12 protein-coding genes are annotated in these 16,849 nt (G+C 56.9%); 9 read left to right on the plus strand and 3 right to left on the minus strand.

Going from position 1 to position 16,849, the window contains the following annotated elements; all coding sequences use genetic code 11:
- Positions 1 to 3: 3 nt before the first annotated feature.
- Complete coding sequence (locus CEE69_RS06785; protein WP_099260152.1) at positions 4 to 1,647, plus strand: hypothetical protein; 1,644 nt, start codon at positions 4 to 6, stop codon at positions 1,645 to 1,647.
- Between the two features lie 53 nt (positions 1,648 to 1,700).
- On the opposite strand, the gene CEE69_RS06790 is transcribed toward CEE69_RS06785, so the two are convergent.
- Both CEE69_RS06790 and CEE69_RS06795 read right to left on the minus strand, forming a co-directional pair.
- Positions 1,701 to 3,065, minus strand: coding sequence for a DUF1501 domain-containing protein (locus tag CEE69_RS06790; RefSeq protein ID WP_099259983.1), 1,365 nt, complete (start codon positions 3,063 to 3,065; stop codon positions 1,701 to 1,703).
- 36 nt (positions 3,066 to 3,101) lie between these two features.
- A complete protein-coding gene (locus CEE69_RS06795; protein WP_099259984.1) occupies positions 3,102 to 5,276 on the minus strand; it encodes a DUF1549 domain-containing protein in 2,175 nt (724 codons plus the stop codon).
- Between the two features lie 81 nt (positions 5,277 to 5,357).
- On the opposite strand from CEE69_RS06795, the gene CEE69_RS06800 reads away from it, so the two are divergent.
- The 6 genes from CEE69_RS06800 (at position 5,358) to CEE69_RS06825 (ending at position 13,507) form a co-directional block, all read left to right on the plus strand.
- Positions 5,358 to 6,113 (plus strand): class I SAM-dependent methyltransferase, encoded by a 756-nt coding sequence (locus CEE69_RS06800; RefSeq protein WP_099259985.1) that lies wholly within the window; start codon positions 5,358 to 5,360, stop codon positions 6,111 to 6,113.
- Positions 6,114 to 6,242: 129 nt separating this feature from the next.
- Positions 6,243 to 7,694, plus strand: a complete 1,452-nt coding sequence (locus CEE69_RS06805) for a UTP--glucose-1-phosphate uridylyltransferase (RefSeq protein ID WP_099260153.1) — start codon at positions 6,243 to 6,245, stop codon at positions 7,692 to 7,694.
- Positions 7,695 to 7,852: 158 nt separating this feature from the next.
- Complete coding sequence (locus CEE69_RS06810) at positions 7,853 to 9,718, plus strand: HlyD family secretion protein (RefSeq protein ID WP_099259986.1); 1,866 nt, start codon at positions 7,853 to 7,855, stop codon at positions 9,716 to 9,718.
- On the plus strand, positions 9,715 to 10,575 hold the full coding sequence (locus CEE69_RS06815) for an ABC transporter ATP-binding protein (protein ID WP_099259987.1): 861 nt from the start codon (positions 9,715 to 9,717) through the stop codon (positions 10,573 to 10,575). The genes CEE69_RS06810 and CEE69_RS06815 overlap by 4 nt, the downstream gene beginning before the upstream one ends.
- Entirely contained in the window at positions 10,572 to 11,903 is a 1,332-nt protein-coding gene (locus CEE69_RS06820) for an ABC transporter permease (protein ID WP_099259988.1), read from the plus strand. Before CEE69_RS06815 ends, CEE69_RS06820 begins: the two co-directional genes overlap by 4 nt.
- A 137-nt stretch (positions 11,904 to 12,040) precedes the next feature.
- A complete protein-coding gene (locus CEE69_RS06825) occupies positions 12,041 to 13,507 on the plus strand; it encodes a Gfo/Idh/MocA family protein (protein ID WP_099259989.1) in 1,467 nt (488 codons plus the stop codon).
- Between the two features lie 124 nt (positions 13,508 to 13,631).
- Here the strand turns inward: CEE69_RS06825 and CEE69_RS06830 are convergent, their stop codons facing one another.
- Positions 13,632 to 14,762 (minus strand): hypothetical protein, encoded by a 1,131-nt coding sequence (locus CEE69_RS06830; protein WP_099260154.1) that lies wholly within the window; start codon positions 14,760 to 14,762, stop codon positions 13,632 to 13,634.
- A 331-nt stretch (positions 14,763 to 15,093) separates the two neighbouring features.
- Here CEE69_RS06830 and CEE69_RS06835 point away from each other — a divergent pair, with 331 nt between their 5' ends.
- Together CEE69_RS06835 and CEE69_RS06840 are read left to right on the plus strand one after the other, a co-directional pair.
- Positions 15,094 to 16,011 carry a phosphoadenylyl-sulfate reductase gene (locus CEE69_RS06835; protein WP_099259990.1) on the plus strand — a complete coding sequence of 306 codons (918 nt, stop codon included), beginning with the start codon at positions 15,094 to 15,096 and terminating at the stop codon, positions 16,009 to 16,011.
- A gap of 36 nt (positions 16,012 to 16,047) precedes the next feature.
- Positions 16,048 to 16,473 carry an Rrf2 family transcriptional regulator gene (locus CEE69_RS06840; protein ID WP_099259991.1) on the plus strand — a complete coding sequence of 142 codons (426 nt, stop codon included), beginning with the start codon at positions 16,048 to 16,050 and terminating at the stop codon, positions 16,471 to 16,473.
- The last annotated feature ends 376 nt before the right edge of the window (positions 16,474 to 16,849 follow it).

Raw genomic sequence — 16,849 nt, forward strand, 5'->3', positions numbered from 1 at the left:
CTCATGTTGGTCACCTCCTGTCCCCGTTGCCACGAATCAGTCCGGATTCCTGATCGTTTGCTTTCCGGGCAGGTTGCGACGACCGCTCAAGTGCAGTGCCCTTGGTGTTTGGCGACGCTGGATCAACAGGAAATCGAATCGGCCATGCCGCCTGCCTTGATCGTGATCGGCGACGACCTGAACGCCGGTGCAGATCCTCTGGTGGAATTGGAAACGCTTGACTCCGACGACGAAGAACCTGCGGCGTTAGGTGGATTCGCACTGGATAGCTCCGCCCCGGAACTCGAATCGCAATCATCGGAACTTGGCAGCGTGGGCGTGATGGAAGAATCCGCCGACGTCTCCGAAGCGGAAACGATGGACTCAGAATCCTTCGAGGCACCTGCGGAAACCTCCACCGAAGAAGACGACCTGGACGAGTTCATCATTCCGGAGAACAAGACGACTGCGGAAGTCGGCGGCGAACCAGAAGTGGCCCCGATGGCGATTTACACCAGCGACAAGAAACGTCGCAAGAAGAAGTCGCTGATCAAAACGGTCGGATCACCGATCCTCGGAGCGTTGCTGGCACTTCCCGTTGGTGGTGGATTGTTGTGGTACCTCGATGCCCTTCCAAACCTGGGCTTCTATCCGCTGGATGGGACTTACAGTTCCTCATCCAATCCAGTGCGACGCTCGGCCGCCGCACCCGGAACGGCGGGTGGCTACGTTCCGCCAATCCTGGAAGACTCACCCGAAGGACGTTCGTTGGGTGAAGACCTCGACAACGGGTCGGGCGATGACACCGCGACCCCAGAGCCCGTCGAACTGGATACGTCGGAAACCGATATGGTGCCTGCCAACGATCCCGCCTCAGAAGCCTTGGCCGAACTAAGTGGCACGCCACCCACCGGAAACGAAGCGCCAGCCGGTGGCGATGCTGAGATGCCAACTGAACCACCTCAGCAATCGCCGTCGGAAGAACCTGCCATCACAGAAGTTGCCAAGCCACCGGTCGAACCCACCGTGGCCGCCGACGACGCACCCGTGATTCCGCCTGTCACCGATGCAGTTCCAACCGAGGAAGAACCGTTGATGGGCCTACCCGGGTTGCCGCCTGCCGTCGATACCGCACCTTCGGACAGCATGAGCTTGCCGACCGATCCATTGGCGATCGACGAACCCACCTCGGAAACCGCTGATGCGAACTTGAACGCTTCGGTTGACGAGATCGATACGGTTCTCAATCGACTCGAAGATCTCGACGTCGCCGATCCAAAGTACGGTCAAGCTGTCGCATTCGCGTATGGAATGCTTTCGCGTTTGTCAGCTGAAACGTCGCCGGACAATTACGACCAACTTCAACCGTTGGTCGACCGCATCAAGTCCAACAAGAATCTGTTTGTCTCGTTTGCAAAGCAAGTCCCCGCTTGGGTCAGCACTCCGCAAGAGGAACGGCAAACTGACGGTGCATTTGTGCTCGGCAAGTTCATCGCTGCGGAAGCAACGGATGGCTACGCGGTTCGTCTACTGGACGGTAACGAATACCCAGTCACTTTCGCGGACGGAGTCGAAGCAAAGACAGTCACCGCGGTTGCTCTTGGCAGTCTTGACGCTTCCGAAGAATCTGCCGCGTTTGAAATCAACTGGATCCAACCGGCACAGTGATCCCGCAGGGCAACTGATAGCGAAACAAGGCTCGACGAGCGAACAAGATTAGCTCAGACCAAACCGAGAACCGACTCGATGACTTCGCCTTCGCTTCGTTTCATCGGACGTCCGATCGGAGTGTCCAGTTCTTCGGTCGGGTCCAACCCCAATGTTGACAAGATCGTGGCGTGAAGGTCCGGGATCGTGACAGGATCTACTACGTGGGCGTCCGGTTTCTCTGAATTGGGTTCCGAGCCCGTCGCACCGTGAACATGGCCGCGTCGAATTCCACCGCCCGCCAACAGGGTGCTGAAGCCGTGGATCCAGTGGTCACGTCCGCCGGCCGGATTGATCTGCGGCGTCCGTCCAAATTCACCGCCGCAAACGACCAGCGTTGACTCCAACAGACCTCGTTCTTCCAGTCGCTTTAAAAGGGCAGCAATCCCATCATCCAAAGTCCCCGCGGCACTCGATTGCAGACTGTGATTGTTGATGTGGCTGTCCCATCCGCTGAGTGTCACCTCCACGCACCGCACGCCCACCTCCACCAAACGCGACGCTGCCAAGCAACTTCGCCCAAAAGCGTGATCGCCAAAAGCATCCAACTCAGCCTGTGACTCTTCCTTGACATCGAACGCGCTCAGTTGATCGCTCGACATCATCTTGCGTGCCGCCTGAGTGCCCGCCAAATGCAACGTTCGGTTCTCTTGCAGGTTCCGGATACGACCTCGAGTGAATTGCGGCTCCAACACATTGTTCAAGGCATCCAAACGACGCTGGTAGCGTGACTCGTCAACACGCGGGCGGACGTCCGGAACCGGCTCGGATGGGTCACCTGTTTTGAACGCATCGAACTGAGGCCCGAGATAGCCACCCGTCGCGGCGTTGCGACCCGCCAAGATTGAGATGTGGCGGGGAATATCAGCTCCAGCGTCGTCGGCGTGGCAAAGAATGCTGCCGATGGATGGATGCTCCAGCGTTGGATCCGGTCGATAGCCCGACTTCATCGCATAGATCGCTCGCTCGTGATCGCCTTCTTTCCCGATCACACTTCGAACCAACGAACACAAATGCATTTGCTCCGCCAGTCGCGGCATCGTGTCAGCGATGCGGAGGTTCTTCAGCGTCGTGGCAACATCACCGACATCGCCTCCGAACTTGGTTCCCGGATGCGGATCGAATGTTTCCAATTGACTCGGGCCACCCTCCATCCACAACAAGATCACACTCTTTGGCGGTATCCCCGAATCGGCCTGTTGCTCCGCCGCCAAAGTCAGTCGGCGAGCCAGCGACGACATCATCAATGCTGACCCAGCGCCCAACAAACGTCGTCGGGAAAGGTGAACCTGAGCACTGCACAGATTGCTTTGCCAGCCAGCGTTGCTGGGCCGGCCAGCATCATTCAACCCAGCGCGATCGTGAAATGAGATGCTCATGAAAGACTCCAGTTGATTTCAAACAAGGCTCAGGCCTCAATGGTTCCAGGCAAACTCACTGCTGTTAAGCAAAGCCCACGTCAGGTCCGTGATCTCTTGTTTGCGTGATGTCGGCGGGTCATTTTTTTCGCGACTCTCACGCGTGAGACGTTCCGCGAAGTGCGCCAACTCACGCTCGCTCGGTTCCCGGTTCAAGACCGTCAAATACGAAGTCCGAACCACATCTTCATCGTCTCTCGCGAACATTTCGATGTGCGACGAAGCATTCAAAATGGGATTGGGACCTGCCGTTTCGCTGATCAGTTTCCCGTTCAGCATCACCAATCGTTGAGTGATCGTGACTGGTTGCTGAGTGAACTCGTCTTCGCCTAAATCTCCGTATCGTTTCAGGAAATCAGTCAGGCTTCCAAATTGTTGCAATTGAACCAAGAACGATGAATCACGATTGATCGTTTTGATCCTGCCCGACTGAATCGCCGCACCGGCAACCTGCTCGCTTCGCAAGTGAGTCACCGGGAACACCGCCATCGCCAATTCGTGCTGTTCCGTCACGTCGAAGTCTGCACGGCTGCTCACGCGAAAAGCGGGTGAATCAGTGATGCATCGAATCAGTTTCCGAACGTTGAAATCACTTTCGATGAACGCCTCGGTCAGTGTCTCGATCATTGGCGAAGGAGGCGAATCCAACGGCAGGTTGTCGACTTCACCGACCTGGAATCCGTGGTCCGTTTCGATTGCGGGTGGCTGTCCAAACAGCAACGTCCACACACGAGTCACCGCCGCCCGAGCGGCCGGCTTGTTTTCGCGATGCGTCAACCAATACGCCAATCGTTCCCGATCGCTCAAATACTTGGGCAACTCACTGGACTCCGGCGCATCCTTTGGTTGCTCGACCACATGTTCTGCAGACGCTTCGGACGCATCTCCCTGCTCCGCCGCATCGTCCTTCTCATCGGTTTGCTCGCGTTGCTTCTCCGGTCGCGGCGGCAACAAATCGCGAAGGAACGGAACGTTGGGCTCAACCGGCACCGTTTCGTCCTCATACAAGTATTGATACTCGTAGTCGGCACGTTTGTCTTTCAATCCCTGAACACCTTCGCTGGTCGCTGCGGTGAAGAAAGCCGCGAGCGAATGAAAGTCCTCTTGGCTACCTTCGCGAAGAAGCCAACTCCCATCTGCCGTGTCCGCCGCGGAGTTCACTGTTTCGTCATCAGTTCCGCACGCCATGATCCAAGATGCGTCACCCAGCGAAACATTTCCGAGGAAGTCATCATGGCACTGCAGGCAATCAATTCGCACGCCCAAGAAAGCACGCGTGGTCCGGGCCGCCAGTCGAATTGGATCGGGAGCGTTCTCCCCACTATCAAACGTGACGGTGTGGAAGTTGACTTCGGGTCGGTCGGTCCAAACACCTTCGGCCGTGATCAGCATTCGGACCAACTCGTCGTAGCGAGTGTTCTTGGCGTATTGCTCCGCTAACCAAGTGCGGAAACGTCGTCCACGATAGAAGATGAACGGCCCCTCATCGGCACCGACCAAGTAGCGGGCCGTGCGTTCGGCCCAGTAGTGATGAAACCGATCGCTATTGAGCAGTCGTTCACGATGCGTCTCGACTCGATCGGCTTCGGGCAATCGCTGCAGCGAGCGCATCTCTTCGAGCGACAATCCGGTACCCACCAATGCCAGCGACAAACGACGACAAACGGTCATCCAGTCAGCCATCGGAGCCGAGTCCAAGTCGCGAGAATCCAACTCGGCACGCCACTGCTCCTCCAACTTCTTCGCGACCAACGCGAGTCCGGCATCGCCCTTTCGCGAATTTGGTTGGCTTGATGATTCTTGCTGCGACGACCGCAGGCTGACTGGTTCGATCGATGCCCCCGCGACGTTGTCCAAAACGATCCCGTCCGGACCGGCCCCGTTGCCGATTGAATCATCTCGTTTAGCCACTTCGTTCGGACCGACGCGGCTCTCGTCAAAGATTGCTGAAGGATCAGGACTCAAACCTGAGCACAGAAACCCAAACGTCATCAGCGCCAAGACCAGCAACAATCCCCAGCGGCCCACGGACGCGAGTGCGCGTTTCCAGCCCGGAACGAGTTCAGCGTCGACAACCGGTGGGGAAACCAACTCGGCCGTTACGAGCGAACTTTCCGCGAACGAGTCAGGGGACTCGTCGCTAGGGTCGATCGTGGGTTCAATGGGTGGCATGTGTGTGTTTCGCTTTCCGGCGGGCTATCTTGCCAAGGACAACTCAATTTTATCCGATTTCTTCAGACAGTCTGTATCAGCGTGAATCGAGTCACCGACGACCCATCCAACGACTTCTTCTTCGAAGCATACGACCGCGAAAACATCGCATACGGCATGCAACCCTCGCCGGAGTTGGCTGCGTATCTGAAACAGACTGGGGCCGGCGATTCGCTTTCCACCATTCGCCCAAAAGCCATCGATCTGGGTGCTGGGGCAGGGCGAGACACGCTGGCTCTCGCCGCAGCGGGTTACGACGTCACGTCGGTGGACGTCAGCGAACGAGGCCTCGATCGCATTCGAGAGCGAGCTGAACGCGCGAATTTATCCGATCGAGTGAAAACCCTCGTGTGCGATGTTCGCGAATTGTCGATGGAAGCGGATCAGTACTCCGCCGTCATCGCGACCACGGTTTTGGACCACATTCCCGGTGAAGATGCCCCCGCCGTTTGGAAGAAAATGTGTGTTGCCCTGACAGACAGCGGCATGCTCTACGCTCAAGTCCACACGACCGAAGATCCCGGCAGTGATCAATCGCCGGGCAAGGAAAGCGACCAACCCGTCAGCGAAACGGCGGGCGCCGTGATCAATTATTTCCGTCCGAACCAATTGGTCGGCTGGGCCTGCGACGTGGAATCCCGTCTGCGAGTGTTGCGGTATGAGGAGCGATTGGAGTGGGACATGACCCACGGCGCACCGCACCAGCACGGCAAGGCGGTCCTGCTCGCCGTTCGCCATTCCTTCCACCCCGATTGGTTCGGCCAACCCGCAGCATTCCCACGTCCGGAAAACAGTTGACGAAGTTTTCGCGAATCTCTCCAGCGGGTGGCTGGCATCGCTGCGGAACAGAATATGCTGTTCTCAGCTGCCGTCTTTGCTTGCAATTTCACGCATTCGCGTTTCCTCCAACGAATCCACCAGTTGCCAATGTCTGCCGCCCAGCCGTCCGCTCAAAACCAATCCGTCCTCTCGTTCGATGAACTGAAGTCTCGGTTGGAACCGTTTCAGCAAACACAGTTGCTGCGGTTTTGGGACTCGCTCGATTCGAACCAGCAAACGCACCTGAGCCAACAAATCGCACAAGTCGACTTTGCTCAGCTGAAAACTCTGGTCGAAGGCAACGACAAATCAGTCGACTTCGGCGAACTGGCCGCCCGCGCCGCGATGCCACAAGCCGTCGCCAGTGACGGCAGTGGATGCGATTGGACGCTCGAGCAAGCCCAGCAGCGCGGTGAAGAAGCCTTGCGTTCCGGCGAGATCGCGACGGTGTTGGTCGCCGGCGGCCAAGGAACTCGCTTGGGATTCGATCAACCCAAAGGCATGTTCCCGGTTGGCCCCGTTAGCGAGCGAACGCTCTTTCAATTCTTTGCCGATCGCCTGATCGCGGCCGGTGAGAAGTATGGCGTCGACGTCCCGTTGTATTTGATGACCAGCGAAGCGACGCACGAGGACACACGTCGCTATTTCGAAAAAAACGACTACCTGGGCCTGAAGCCCGAACAAGTCACGATTTTCCAACAAGGCACCATGCCAGCCGTCGATGCCGCCACCGGCGATGTGTTGATGGCAGACAAAGGATCGCTCGCGCTCAGCCCCGACGGACACGGCGGGACCCTGCGAGCACTTTCGCGAAACGGCTGCATGGATGAGATGCGGAAGAACGGACGGAAGCACCTGTTCTACTTCCAAGTCGACAATCCTTTGGTCGGCTTGTGCGATCCGGTCTTCATCGGGCATCACTTGTTGGCATGCAGCGAGATGACCACGCAAGTCATCCGCAAACGTTACCCAACCGAAAAAGTTGGCAACGTCGTCGAGATCGACGGCCAGACTCAAATCATCGAGTACAGCGATCTGCCTGACTCAGCTGCGGAAATGACCAACTCGGACGGCAGCTTGAAGCTGTGGGCTGGCAACATCGCCGTGCACCTGTTCGACCTCGACTTCCTCGAGCGAATGCTGCAACTGGATGCGTCGCTGCCAATCCACCGAGCCAGCAAAAAGGTGCCGCATGTCGACGCCGAAGGCCAGCAGGTGAAACCCGACAGCCCCAACGCAACCAAATTCGAGCAGTTCATTTTTGACCTGCTGCCACATGCGAAAAACACGATCGTTTGCGAAGCGAATCCGGCTGACGCCTTTGCACCCGTCAAGAATGCCAACGGCGCGGCGACGGACACCCCTGAATTGGCCCGTCAGGCCATTTGTGACTTGCACCGGCGTTGGTTGCGGTCCTGTGGCGTGACCGTCGACGATTCAGTGAAGGTCGAAATCAACCCGCGATTCGCCATGGATCCCGCCGAACTCAGCGAAAAACTGGGTGAATCGGGCCAAACCGCAGCAGAGCAAACGATCTCGACGGATCAATATTTTTGCTAAAAACGGTTGGGTGATCGCTAGGGTGGAGTAACATATTGGCCCGACTGGTGAACTCGCCGTGTTCGCCCTCCCCGTAAAACATCGCGAAACCTTCGCGAGTTTTTGGGGTTTCAAAAGTTAGCCCTCCGTTCTCTCCCCACGGCCCCCGCCTGAAAATCATGCGATCAATCCAATTCAGCCCGCTTCGGCAACACGCCGGCGCGGAGCGACGTCGCGTTCGTTCGGCTCGCCCAGTCTTTCCCGATTCCCGAAATCCGGCATCCGCTTGGCGGTATCCGGCCACCTCGGCCGATCAACCGCGAACGGGCGGGATCATGGTCGGCCTGCTGATTTGCTTGGTTCTGCTCGGTGTCGGCGGCTACTTCGGTTACCAGCGGTATGTCGCTCAACAGTCAACAATCAATGTCGATGATTTGATTGTGACCGAAGTCACCAAATCAGCCTTCGATCACACGGTCGTCGAGCAGGGCGAAATTGAAAGCAGCAGCAACACCGAGATTCTCTGTGAAATTGAATCCCGTGGCGGTTCGGGAACCTCGATCCTGTGGGTCATCGACGAAGGTTCGCGAGTTCGCAAAGGCGACAAACTGGTCGAGCTCGATTCCTCTAACTTGGAAATCGAACTCAAAGAAGACCGGATCCAAGTGATCACCGCCGAGGCCAACGTTGCCACCGCATCGGCTTTGGTCGAGCAAGCCAAGATTGCTCGCGAAGAATACCTCGAGGGCGTCTTCAAGACGGACGAGAAAACGATCCAAAGTGAAATCGCGGTGGCCGAACAAGAACTGCGAAAAGCACAATTGGCAATTGGCAGTACCGAACGCTTGGTCGCAAAGGGCTTGGTTAAATCGTTGCAACTGGAAGCCGACAAGTTCGCACTCGCCAACGCTCGCAACCAATTGGAATCTGCTCAAGCCCGCTTGAAGGTGCTGCAGAACCTGACCCGCCGAAAGATGTTGGTTCAGTTCGACAGCGACATCGACGCGGCGGAAGCCACTCTGTCTGCGGCCCGTTCAGAATTGCTGGAAGAGCAACAAGACTTCGCCGACGTTGAACGTCAAATTGAGTTGTGTGTGATGTACGCACCGACCGACGGCGTCGTGGTTCACGCGAACAAATACAGCTCACGCGGCGGCAACGCAGAATTCGTCGTGGAAGCCGGTGCCCAAGTTCGTGAACGCCAAGCCATCATCGAACTTCCCGACCCCACACGCATGCAGGTTCGTTGCAAGGTCAATGAATCCCGCGTGACGCTGCTGCGAAGAGGCATGCCAGCCAAAATTCGCTTGGACGCGTTGCCCGAAGTCGTTTTGAAAGGTCGCATCACCAAGGTCAATCGCTATGCGGAACCTGGCAGCTGGTTCAGTTCTTCCGTCAAAGAATACGCCACCACGATCGAAATCATCGATCCACCTGAGATCATTCGAACGGGTATGACCGCGGCCGTCGAAGTGTTCATCCAACAACTTCCCGACGCGACTCAAGTGCCGATCCAAGGTTTGTACGAGCATGGCGGCATGATGTATTCGCTCGTTCAAAACGGCCCACTCGAATTTGAAACCCGCGAAGTCGAAGTCGGCGCGATCAATGACACGATGGCCAACATCGTCACCGGTTTGGAACCCGGCGAACGAGTGATTCTCAACCTGCGTGAACACTTGAATCTGCTGGACCTGCCTGAGATCGTCGCTGTCGACAACAGTGAAATGCGTGACCTTCGAGAAACCTCGCCGGCTGGGGGGGAAGATGAAGCCGACGCCGAATCGGATCGCAAACCTGGTGCGGGTCCTCCCGGTGCCGGACCTCCTGGAGGCCGAAAACCCGGCATGGGCAAACCAGGAGGCGGTCGCCCACCACAAGGTGGCGGCGGTGGAAAACCCAACTCCCCACGCCCGAATCAGCAATCGGGAACCGAGACTTCCAGCGATGCGGTTGGCCAGTCCGAATCGGACGTCGAATCTTCGAACGGCGATTCGACCGAGGCCGTTACCGCGGTTGCTGAAACCACCTCGGTCGCGTCATGAGCGTCCCCAACGCCTATGACACTCAGAATTCGGATGCATCTTCGAGCGGAACAGCTTTGGCAAATCAAGAATCGAAATCAGACGCCAGCGGAGGGCGTCTCGCGACGAGCATCAAGAACTTAACGAAGGAATACGTTCTCAAAAGCGAAACTGTCCGTGCGCTTCGTGGCGTCTCCTTTGACGTGCCCGAAGGTGACTTTGTCGCCATCATGGGACCATCGGGTAGCGGCAAGAGCACGCTTCTCAACTTGCTGGGATGTTTGGATCAACCCACGGCAGGTCATTTGATGCTGGGTGACGACGACATCGGCACAATGTCCGATGACGAGTTGGCTGATATTCGTAGCCGCCGGATCGGGTTCGTGTTCCAGTCGTACAACTTGATTCAACAACTCAGCGTCGTTGAAAACATTCAGGTGCCGCTTTACTACCAAGGCAAACTGGGTCCTGAGCAACACCAACGAGTTGTCGAATTGGCCGATCGTGTTGGCCTGGGCGACCGACTCGATCACCGTCCCAACCAATTGTCCGGTGGTCAGCAACAACGCGTTGCAATCGCCCGATCACTGGTCAACGACCCGTTCTTTATCCTCGCGGATGAACCGACGGGTAACCTGGACTCGGTCACAACGGAAGAGATTCTGACTCTGTTTGATGTGCTCAACAGCGAAGGCCGAACAATCATTTTGGTGACGCACGAAGACGATGTTGCCGACCGCGCCAAACGGGTTGTGCGTCTGAAGGACGGCATGCTGCATAGCGACGAGTTGGTGCCCGATTCACAACGTGAAAGTGCTCGCAACGCTCAGCGTGACGCCGCCAAAGCTATCCTTGCAAAACAAGGGCTCGAATCATGATGTGGCTTCGCACTTTCTCGCTCGGCGTCAAAAGCCTGACCCTGCACCCGCTTCGAACCGGCCTGACGATGCTGGGGATCCTGATCGGTGTGTGGGCCGTGATCGTGTTGACCGCGATCAGCCAAGGTGCCAGCGACCAGGTTCAAAAACAAATCGAATCGCTCGGTGCAACGACCATCATCGTCCGAACGATCAAACCGCCGGAAGAGAAACTCGCGGAACGTTCCGCCTCCAAGTACGGGTTGTTGCGTGCCGAACTCGATCAGATTCTTGCGACACTGCCAACGATTCAAAAGGCAGTCCCAATTCGCGAGATTCGTCGACAGTTCACCTACCGAGACAAATTGTGTGATGGACGTTTGGTTGGCAGCACTCCCGGGTATGCCACCGTCAATCAGTTGAAGATCCGAGAACGCGGCGGACGGTTTTTGACGGACGCGGACGGACTGAACAACGAAAATGTTTGCGTGGTCGCGACGGGCGTGGTCGAAAAACTGTTCCCCTACGAGGAACCGCTCGGCAAACGTATCTACATTCCCGAGCACACCGACTTCTACCGAATCGTGGGCGTCTTGGAAGCTCGAAATCCGTCGGCCGCCATCGGTGGTTCTTTGGATTCGCAGGACTTTTCCAAAGATGTTTACATCCCGATGCAAACGATGCAAAAACGAATCGGTGACACGATCGTGACGCGTCGGAGTGGGCAATTCCAAATTGAAATGATGGAATTGAATCAAATCACATTGCAGGTGGAGAGGGTTTCGCAGGTTCGAACAACCGCCGCTGTGATCGAGAACATCCTGGCCCCCAAACACGCCGAAGTCGGTGACATCGCCGTCGTGGTCCCGCTCGAACTGTTGGAACAAGCTCGCAACTTGCGATTGATGTTCCTGGGCATCGGGATTTTGATCGCTTGCATCTCGCTATTGGTGGGCGGCATCGGGATCATGAACATCATGTTGGCCAGCGTGACCGAACGGACGCGTGAGATCGGCATTCGTCGCGCCCTCGGTGCAAAACGAGCCGACATTGTCAGGCAGTTCTTGGTCGAAACGATCGTGCTCAGCTTCGCCGGTGCGTTCCTCGGCATTTTGCTGGGCTTCGCCGGACCTCCGATGTATCGATTGTTCATAGGATTGGTTGCCAGAGGGTTCCCGGACCAATTCGAAGCTCTGCCCAGCGCCATTCGTGATTCGCAACCCGCCATCGTCTACGAAACCATTCCATTGGCTGTGATCATCGCGGTCATGGTTGGACTGGTCAGCGGTTTGTATCCCGCGATTCGTGCGGCTCGAATGAATCCGATCGAAGCCCTGCGTCACGAATAAGATCCTTTGGCGTGTGCGGGACGAATCCCCGCTAACAAAGCTCACGGGTGCTTTGCTTTTCGTAAACCGCCCCCGTATCCTGGACCGACAGAAACTCAACGGTTCCTCCGTTCTCTTAACTTCATAGGATCAACAACATGCGTGAAGTCTCGACTTCAAATTTCGGAAGGCGTCAATTTCTGGCCGGTGTCGCGGCTGGCGTTGGCACCGTCGCCCTGAGCAGCCCGCTTCGTGCCGCTGCCAATGAAGAAGTCCGCATTGCGGTTTTGGGCGCTGGCGGACGTGGTGGCGAATTGGCTCGCACCGTCAACGGTGTGACCGGAGCCAAACTGGTCGCTGTTGCCGATCCCGATGAAAAACGAGCCGCGTCGTTGGCTGGCAAGTTCGGTGCAAAACCGTACACCGATCTTCGAGAAGCTCTCGATTCAGATGATGTGGACGCGGTCGTCATCACGACTTGCAATCACTGGCACTGCTTGGCTGCTCTGTGGGCAATCGACGCCGGCAAAGACGTCTACGTTGAGAAACCATTGTCGCACTCGCAGTGGGAAGGTCGCCAAGTTGTCGAAGCGGCCAAGAAGTCTGGTGCGATCGTTCAATTGGGAACCCAGCAGCGCAGCGACCCCATTCAAATGGAAGCTCGCGGGTTCTTGCACGACGACCAAGGTCTCGGCGAAATCAAATACGTGCAAGCCAACCGGCTCGGCGTTCGTGGTCCAATCGGCAAACGTGACACGCCGCTCGAAATCCCCAAAGAAGTCAACTACGACTTGTGGCTCGGCCCAGCCCAGGACCAGCCCATCATGCGGAACAATCTGCATTACGATTGGCACTGGGATTGGAACACCGGCAGTGGTGAAATGGGCAACTGGGGTGTCCACATCCTGGACGACATTCGCAACGTCGCCTACCAAGACCAGGTTTCTACACCGTCCAAGATGATCGCCGCTGGTGGTCGCATGGGCTGGAACGATGCGGGGCAAACTCCCAATGCTCACTTCGCATTGTTCGAAACCGAACTCTTCCCGACCGTGATTGCGTTGAGCAACATGTCGATCGAACCGGGCAAGAAAGGCAGCTGGAAAATTCCCGGCGGCAAACCAATGACCGGCCCCGGCAGCGGCTATGTCATCGTTTGCGAAGGCGGCTACTACCTCGGCCAACGCGGCAGCGGAAAAGCAGTCGACTTGGATGGCAAAACCATTCGCAGCTTCAAAGCCGACGTGAGCACCGTGCCCGCCCACGTCAGCAACTTCGTCGAAGCAGTGAAGAGCCGCAAAGCCGATACGCTGGCCGCACCGATCGAGAATGGCCACCACAGCACCGGTTGGTGCAACTTGGCCAACGTCGCCATGCGTTGTGCGGGCTCGTACAACGACGAACAAGTCCGATCCGCTTCGGAATTGCCTGCTTGGTCGGCTGTGCTCGACGACATGCAAGATTCGTTGAAGCGATACGGTGCCGACATGTCGGAATTGAAGTCAGGTCCGATGCTGACACACGATCCAAAGACGGAACAATTCGTTGGCGAAAACGCCGACATGGCCAACCCGTTCCTGCGTCGCGAATACCGACCTGGCTACGAAGTCAAACCCGTCGCCTGATCGGACCGGGCAAAAATTCCCATCCCACACGCGATAAAACGTCATCGACGACGAAATCCAAAGAACGAACGCCTTGGTGAGCCCGCTCACCAAGGCGTTTTTATTTGCGAAGAAGCGTTGCGTTTCAGCTGTCACGCCGCAGATCGGACCGTGGTGGCGATCGAAGTTGAGCGAAGTAATTCTTCCATGCCGATTTGTCATATCCAAAATCGACGTCCGGCGCGATCGACCGGAGCAACTGCAACACCTCGGGGTGTCGGTGCGGCTTCTTCACGACCACTTGTTTGCTTCCTTGTGAAAACCCGCCACCACCGGTGTTATCAAAACCGGCTCGCGAACCGCCACCAACTTGTTGCGTCCGTTCTTCGATCGTGATCAACGCATCGATGTACGCAAACGCGGATTCAGAGTTAGGAAAGAACGACAACGCACGGGCCGCCGCTTTGACTTGCTGCGGGTTGTTGCTCTTCAACCACGGCATGTAGGTCGCGATAGCCGAACTGGTCTCATTGGATTGCAACCAACGCAGAGCTTCTTCGCGAATCACATCGTCAGACTCCAACAACCCCGTTTTGACAATTGCCTCCACAGCAGCCCCGGTTCGAAACTCCATCAATTTCTGAAGCCACACCATTCGAACGGGACGCCAACTCGACCCGCGTTTCTGCGAGTCGATCAACTCCTTCGCAATCGCTCGTGATGCCAATGGATCATTGATGGCTTTCAACTCCACCATCGCTTCCGCATCACCGCGAAGGATTTTAGATAGCAACTGTTTGACCGTCTTGATCCATCGCTTGGCAATCTTGTCGTTGACGTCCGCGTTCTCGCGCCAAGCAACGACCTCCGGCAGGACCCATTGTCCTTTGCGGTCTTTCACCAAACCTTGGTTGCGCCTCCAAACCTCGGTGAGAATCCACTTGCCATCTCGTTTCGTGTACCCCAAAGCGGCTCTCGCGTTAGGATGATCGGGCAGCAAATCAATCGTTCGGATCAGGTGATACTTTCGTTGCTGCAGCAGATTGTTCTTTCGGCACCAGGTCGCCAGCTCGTAGTGAGCCTGACCGTCCTGGCCGGCCTCCACCACTTGGCGTCGGTACTCGTTCAGCTTCTCATCGCCGACGATCATCCGCGAATTCGCTTTCGCGATGGCGACAGAGAGTTCTTGATCGACCTGGACCAAGACATAAGGCGTCTTCTTCGAATCCACTTCGCGAACTTTGCCGGTGAGTTGGCCACCGGTGCTGAGCAGCAATGTGTCCGCCGTCGCCGCCTGGAACGGCAGGCAAATCAGCCCCGTCGCAAAGGCCGCTTTCGCGATCATTCTCGTCTTGGAACGAGCCCACGACCGATGTGTCGACTTCGAAGGAGGAAAAGCGTTCATGGTCCGGTTCCTTGGCTCATCAGGCGAAATTGAGCGTCTTTTTCCCATTATACGTCAAAGTCGTGGGGATCCACTTTGATCGGCTCAAGCAGACCGCTTCGGCGGCCGATCTGGATACTTGACCATTCTGATCATGTATGTAAGGTTTCACACTTCCAAAAGTCATTCAGACAGCGTTTTCGCGGTCTGGAGATGAGTCGCAATGCCCATTCGCCTGAACGAGACAGCCGTGGTGAACCCCACCTATGTCCCCGCTGAATCCGAATCCAACCCTGTCTCGTCCGAGTCAGCGTCCAAACCGTCGCTGCGCGTGCTGACGCCTGCCGAAATCGCTCACAACGCTGCTGCGGCCGGCCCAGACGTCGACGCCCAGGGGATTCCTACCAAACGGGGCGCACTGGCGGCTGATCCGCCTTTGGCTCCCACAGAAGAATTCCTGGCGGAACTGAAGCGAGACAGCGATTCTTTGGAATCGGCAACGCCACAGGAAGTCTTGAAGTGGGCGGTGGATCGCTTCGCCCCCAAGTTCACCATGGCGACCGCTTTCGGCCCAGAAGGCATGACGATCATTCACATGCTCGCCACCATCGCTCCTGAAACACCGATCTTCAATCTGGAAACCGGCTATCAGTTTCAGGAAACGCTCGATCTTCGCGAGAAGGTCAAAGAGCGGTACGGGATGGAAGTCCAATACAAATACCCTGACACAACGGTCGAAGAATTCGAAACGCTTCACGGCGGGCCGCTCTACAAAACCGATCCCAATCGCTGCTGCTTCGAACGCAAACTACGAGTTCTGCACCGCGCGGCCAGCGGTTGGCACGCTTGGGCCAGTGCGATCCGTCGCGATCAAAGCGAAGATCGCGCCAAGGCTCCGATCGTTGGCTGGGACAAGAAGTTTCAACTGGTGAAGATCAGCCCGCTGGCGAACTGGACCAAGAAAGATGTTTGGTCGCTGATCTCGAAAGAGAGTATCCCGTACAACCCGCTGCACGACCAAGGCTACCCGAGCATCGGATGCCAAGCCTGCACACGTCCCGTCCAAATTGGCGAAGACGAGCGAGCGGGTCGGTGGAGCGGATTCCAAAAGACCGAATGCGGATTGCACACCTCGGATTGACCTTGGTCGGTTGAACCCAGTTCGGAGAATTTTGCGATGGTGATCAACGCTGCCGTCCATTACGCCTGTTTGGCGATGATGGACTTGGCCATGCACAGCAACGACGGGCAACCAGTCCGTACGTCGGAGATCACTTCACGCCATGACATTCCCGGTCCCTATCTGACGCAGATCCTTCGCACATTGAAATCGACGGGTTGGGTTCGTGCGGTTCGAGGTGCTCAAGGCGGATACGTCTTGGCCGTCGATCCGGATTCCATTTCGTTGCTGGACATCGCCGAAGCGATCGGCTGCACCGAATCGACTGATCGAGGCGACCAACCGATGTCAGACGCCCAGCGTGCTCTGCAACAAAGATGGAACGAAGCTTCGGAAGAATCTCGAGCACGCCTGGCTCGCGTCCGCTTGGGCGACGTCGTCCGAGAATGCCAGGACATCGCCGCCCCGATGTTCTACATCTAAGCGAGCAGCCCAAAAGCCTCGCTCTGTGTTGAGCGCGCAATCTTACGCTGCCCGGCTTGGAAATGCTTTGCGAAGCAAATCCAACGATGCTTTCAGTCCCCGCCCGCTGAAAGAGGCCACGCAGTCTCGCTTCACCCTCCCTTCGGGAGGGTCGGCCCGCTTCGGGCCGGGGAGGGTTACGCGCTGACTCTAATGCTGAACCCTCCCCTCGCTTCGCTCGAACCTCCTGCCAGGAGGTTGAACTTGGATGCGGCGAAATCGGTGTGAGCGGAATCATGATTGATTCCATGCATCGTGATCTGACCATCGTCTCCTTTCTGTTCATCGGGATTGGCCGCTTGGGCATCGGCGCCGGTTGTGCGTGGGAGCATCAAGG

It is taken from the genome of Rhodopirellula bahusiensis (genome assembly GCF_002727185.1).
GTDB lineage: Bacteria > Planctomycetota > Planctomycetia > Pirellulales > Pirellulaceae > Rhodopirellula > Rhodopirellula bahusiensis.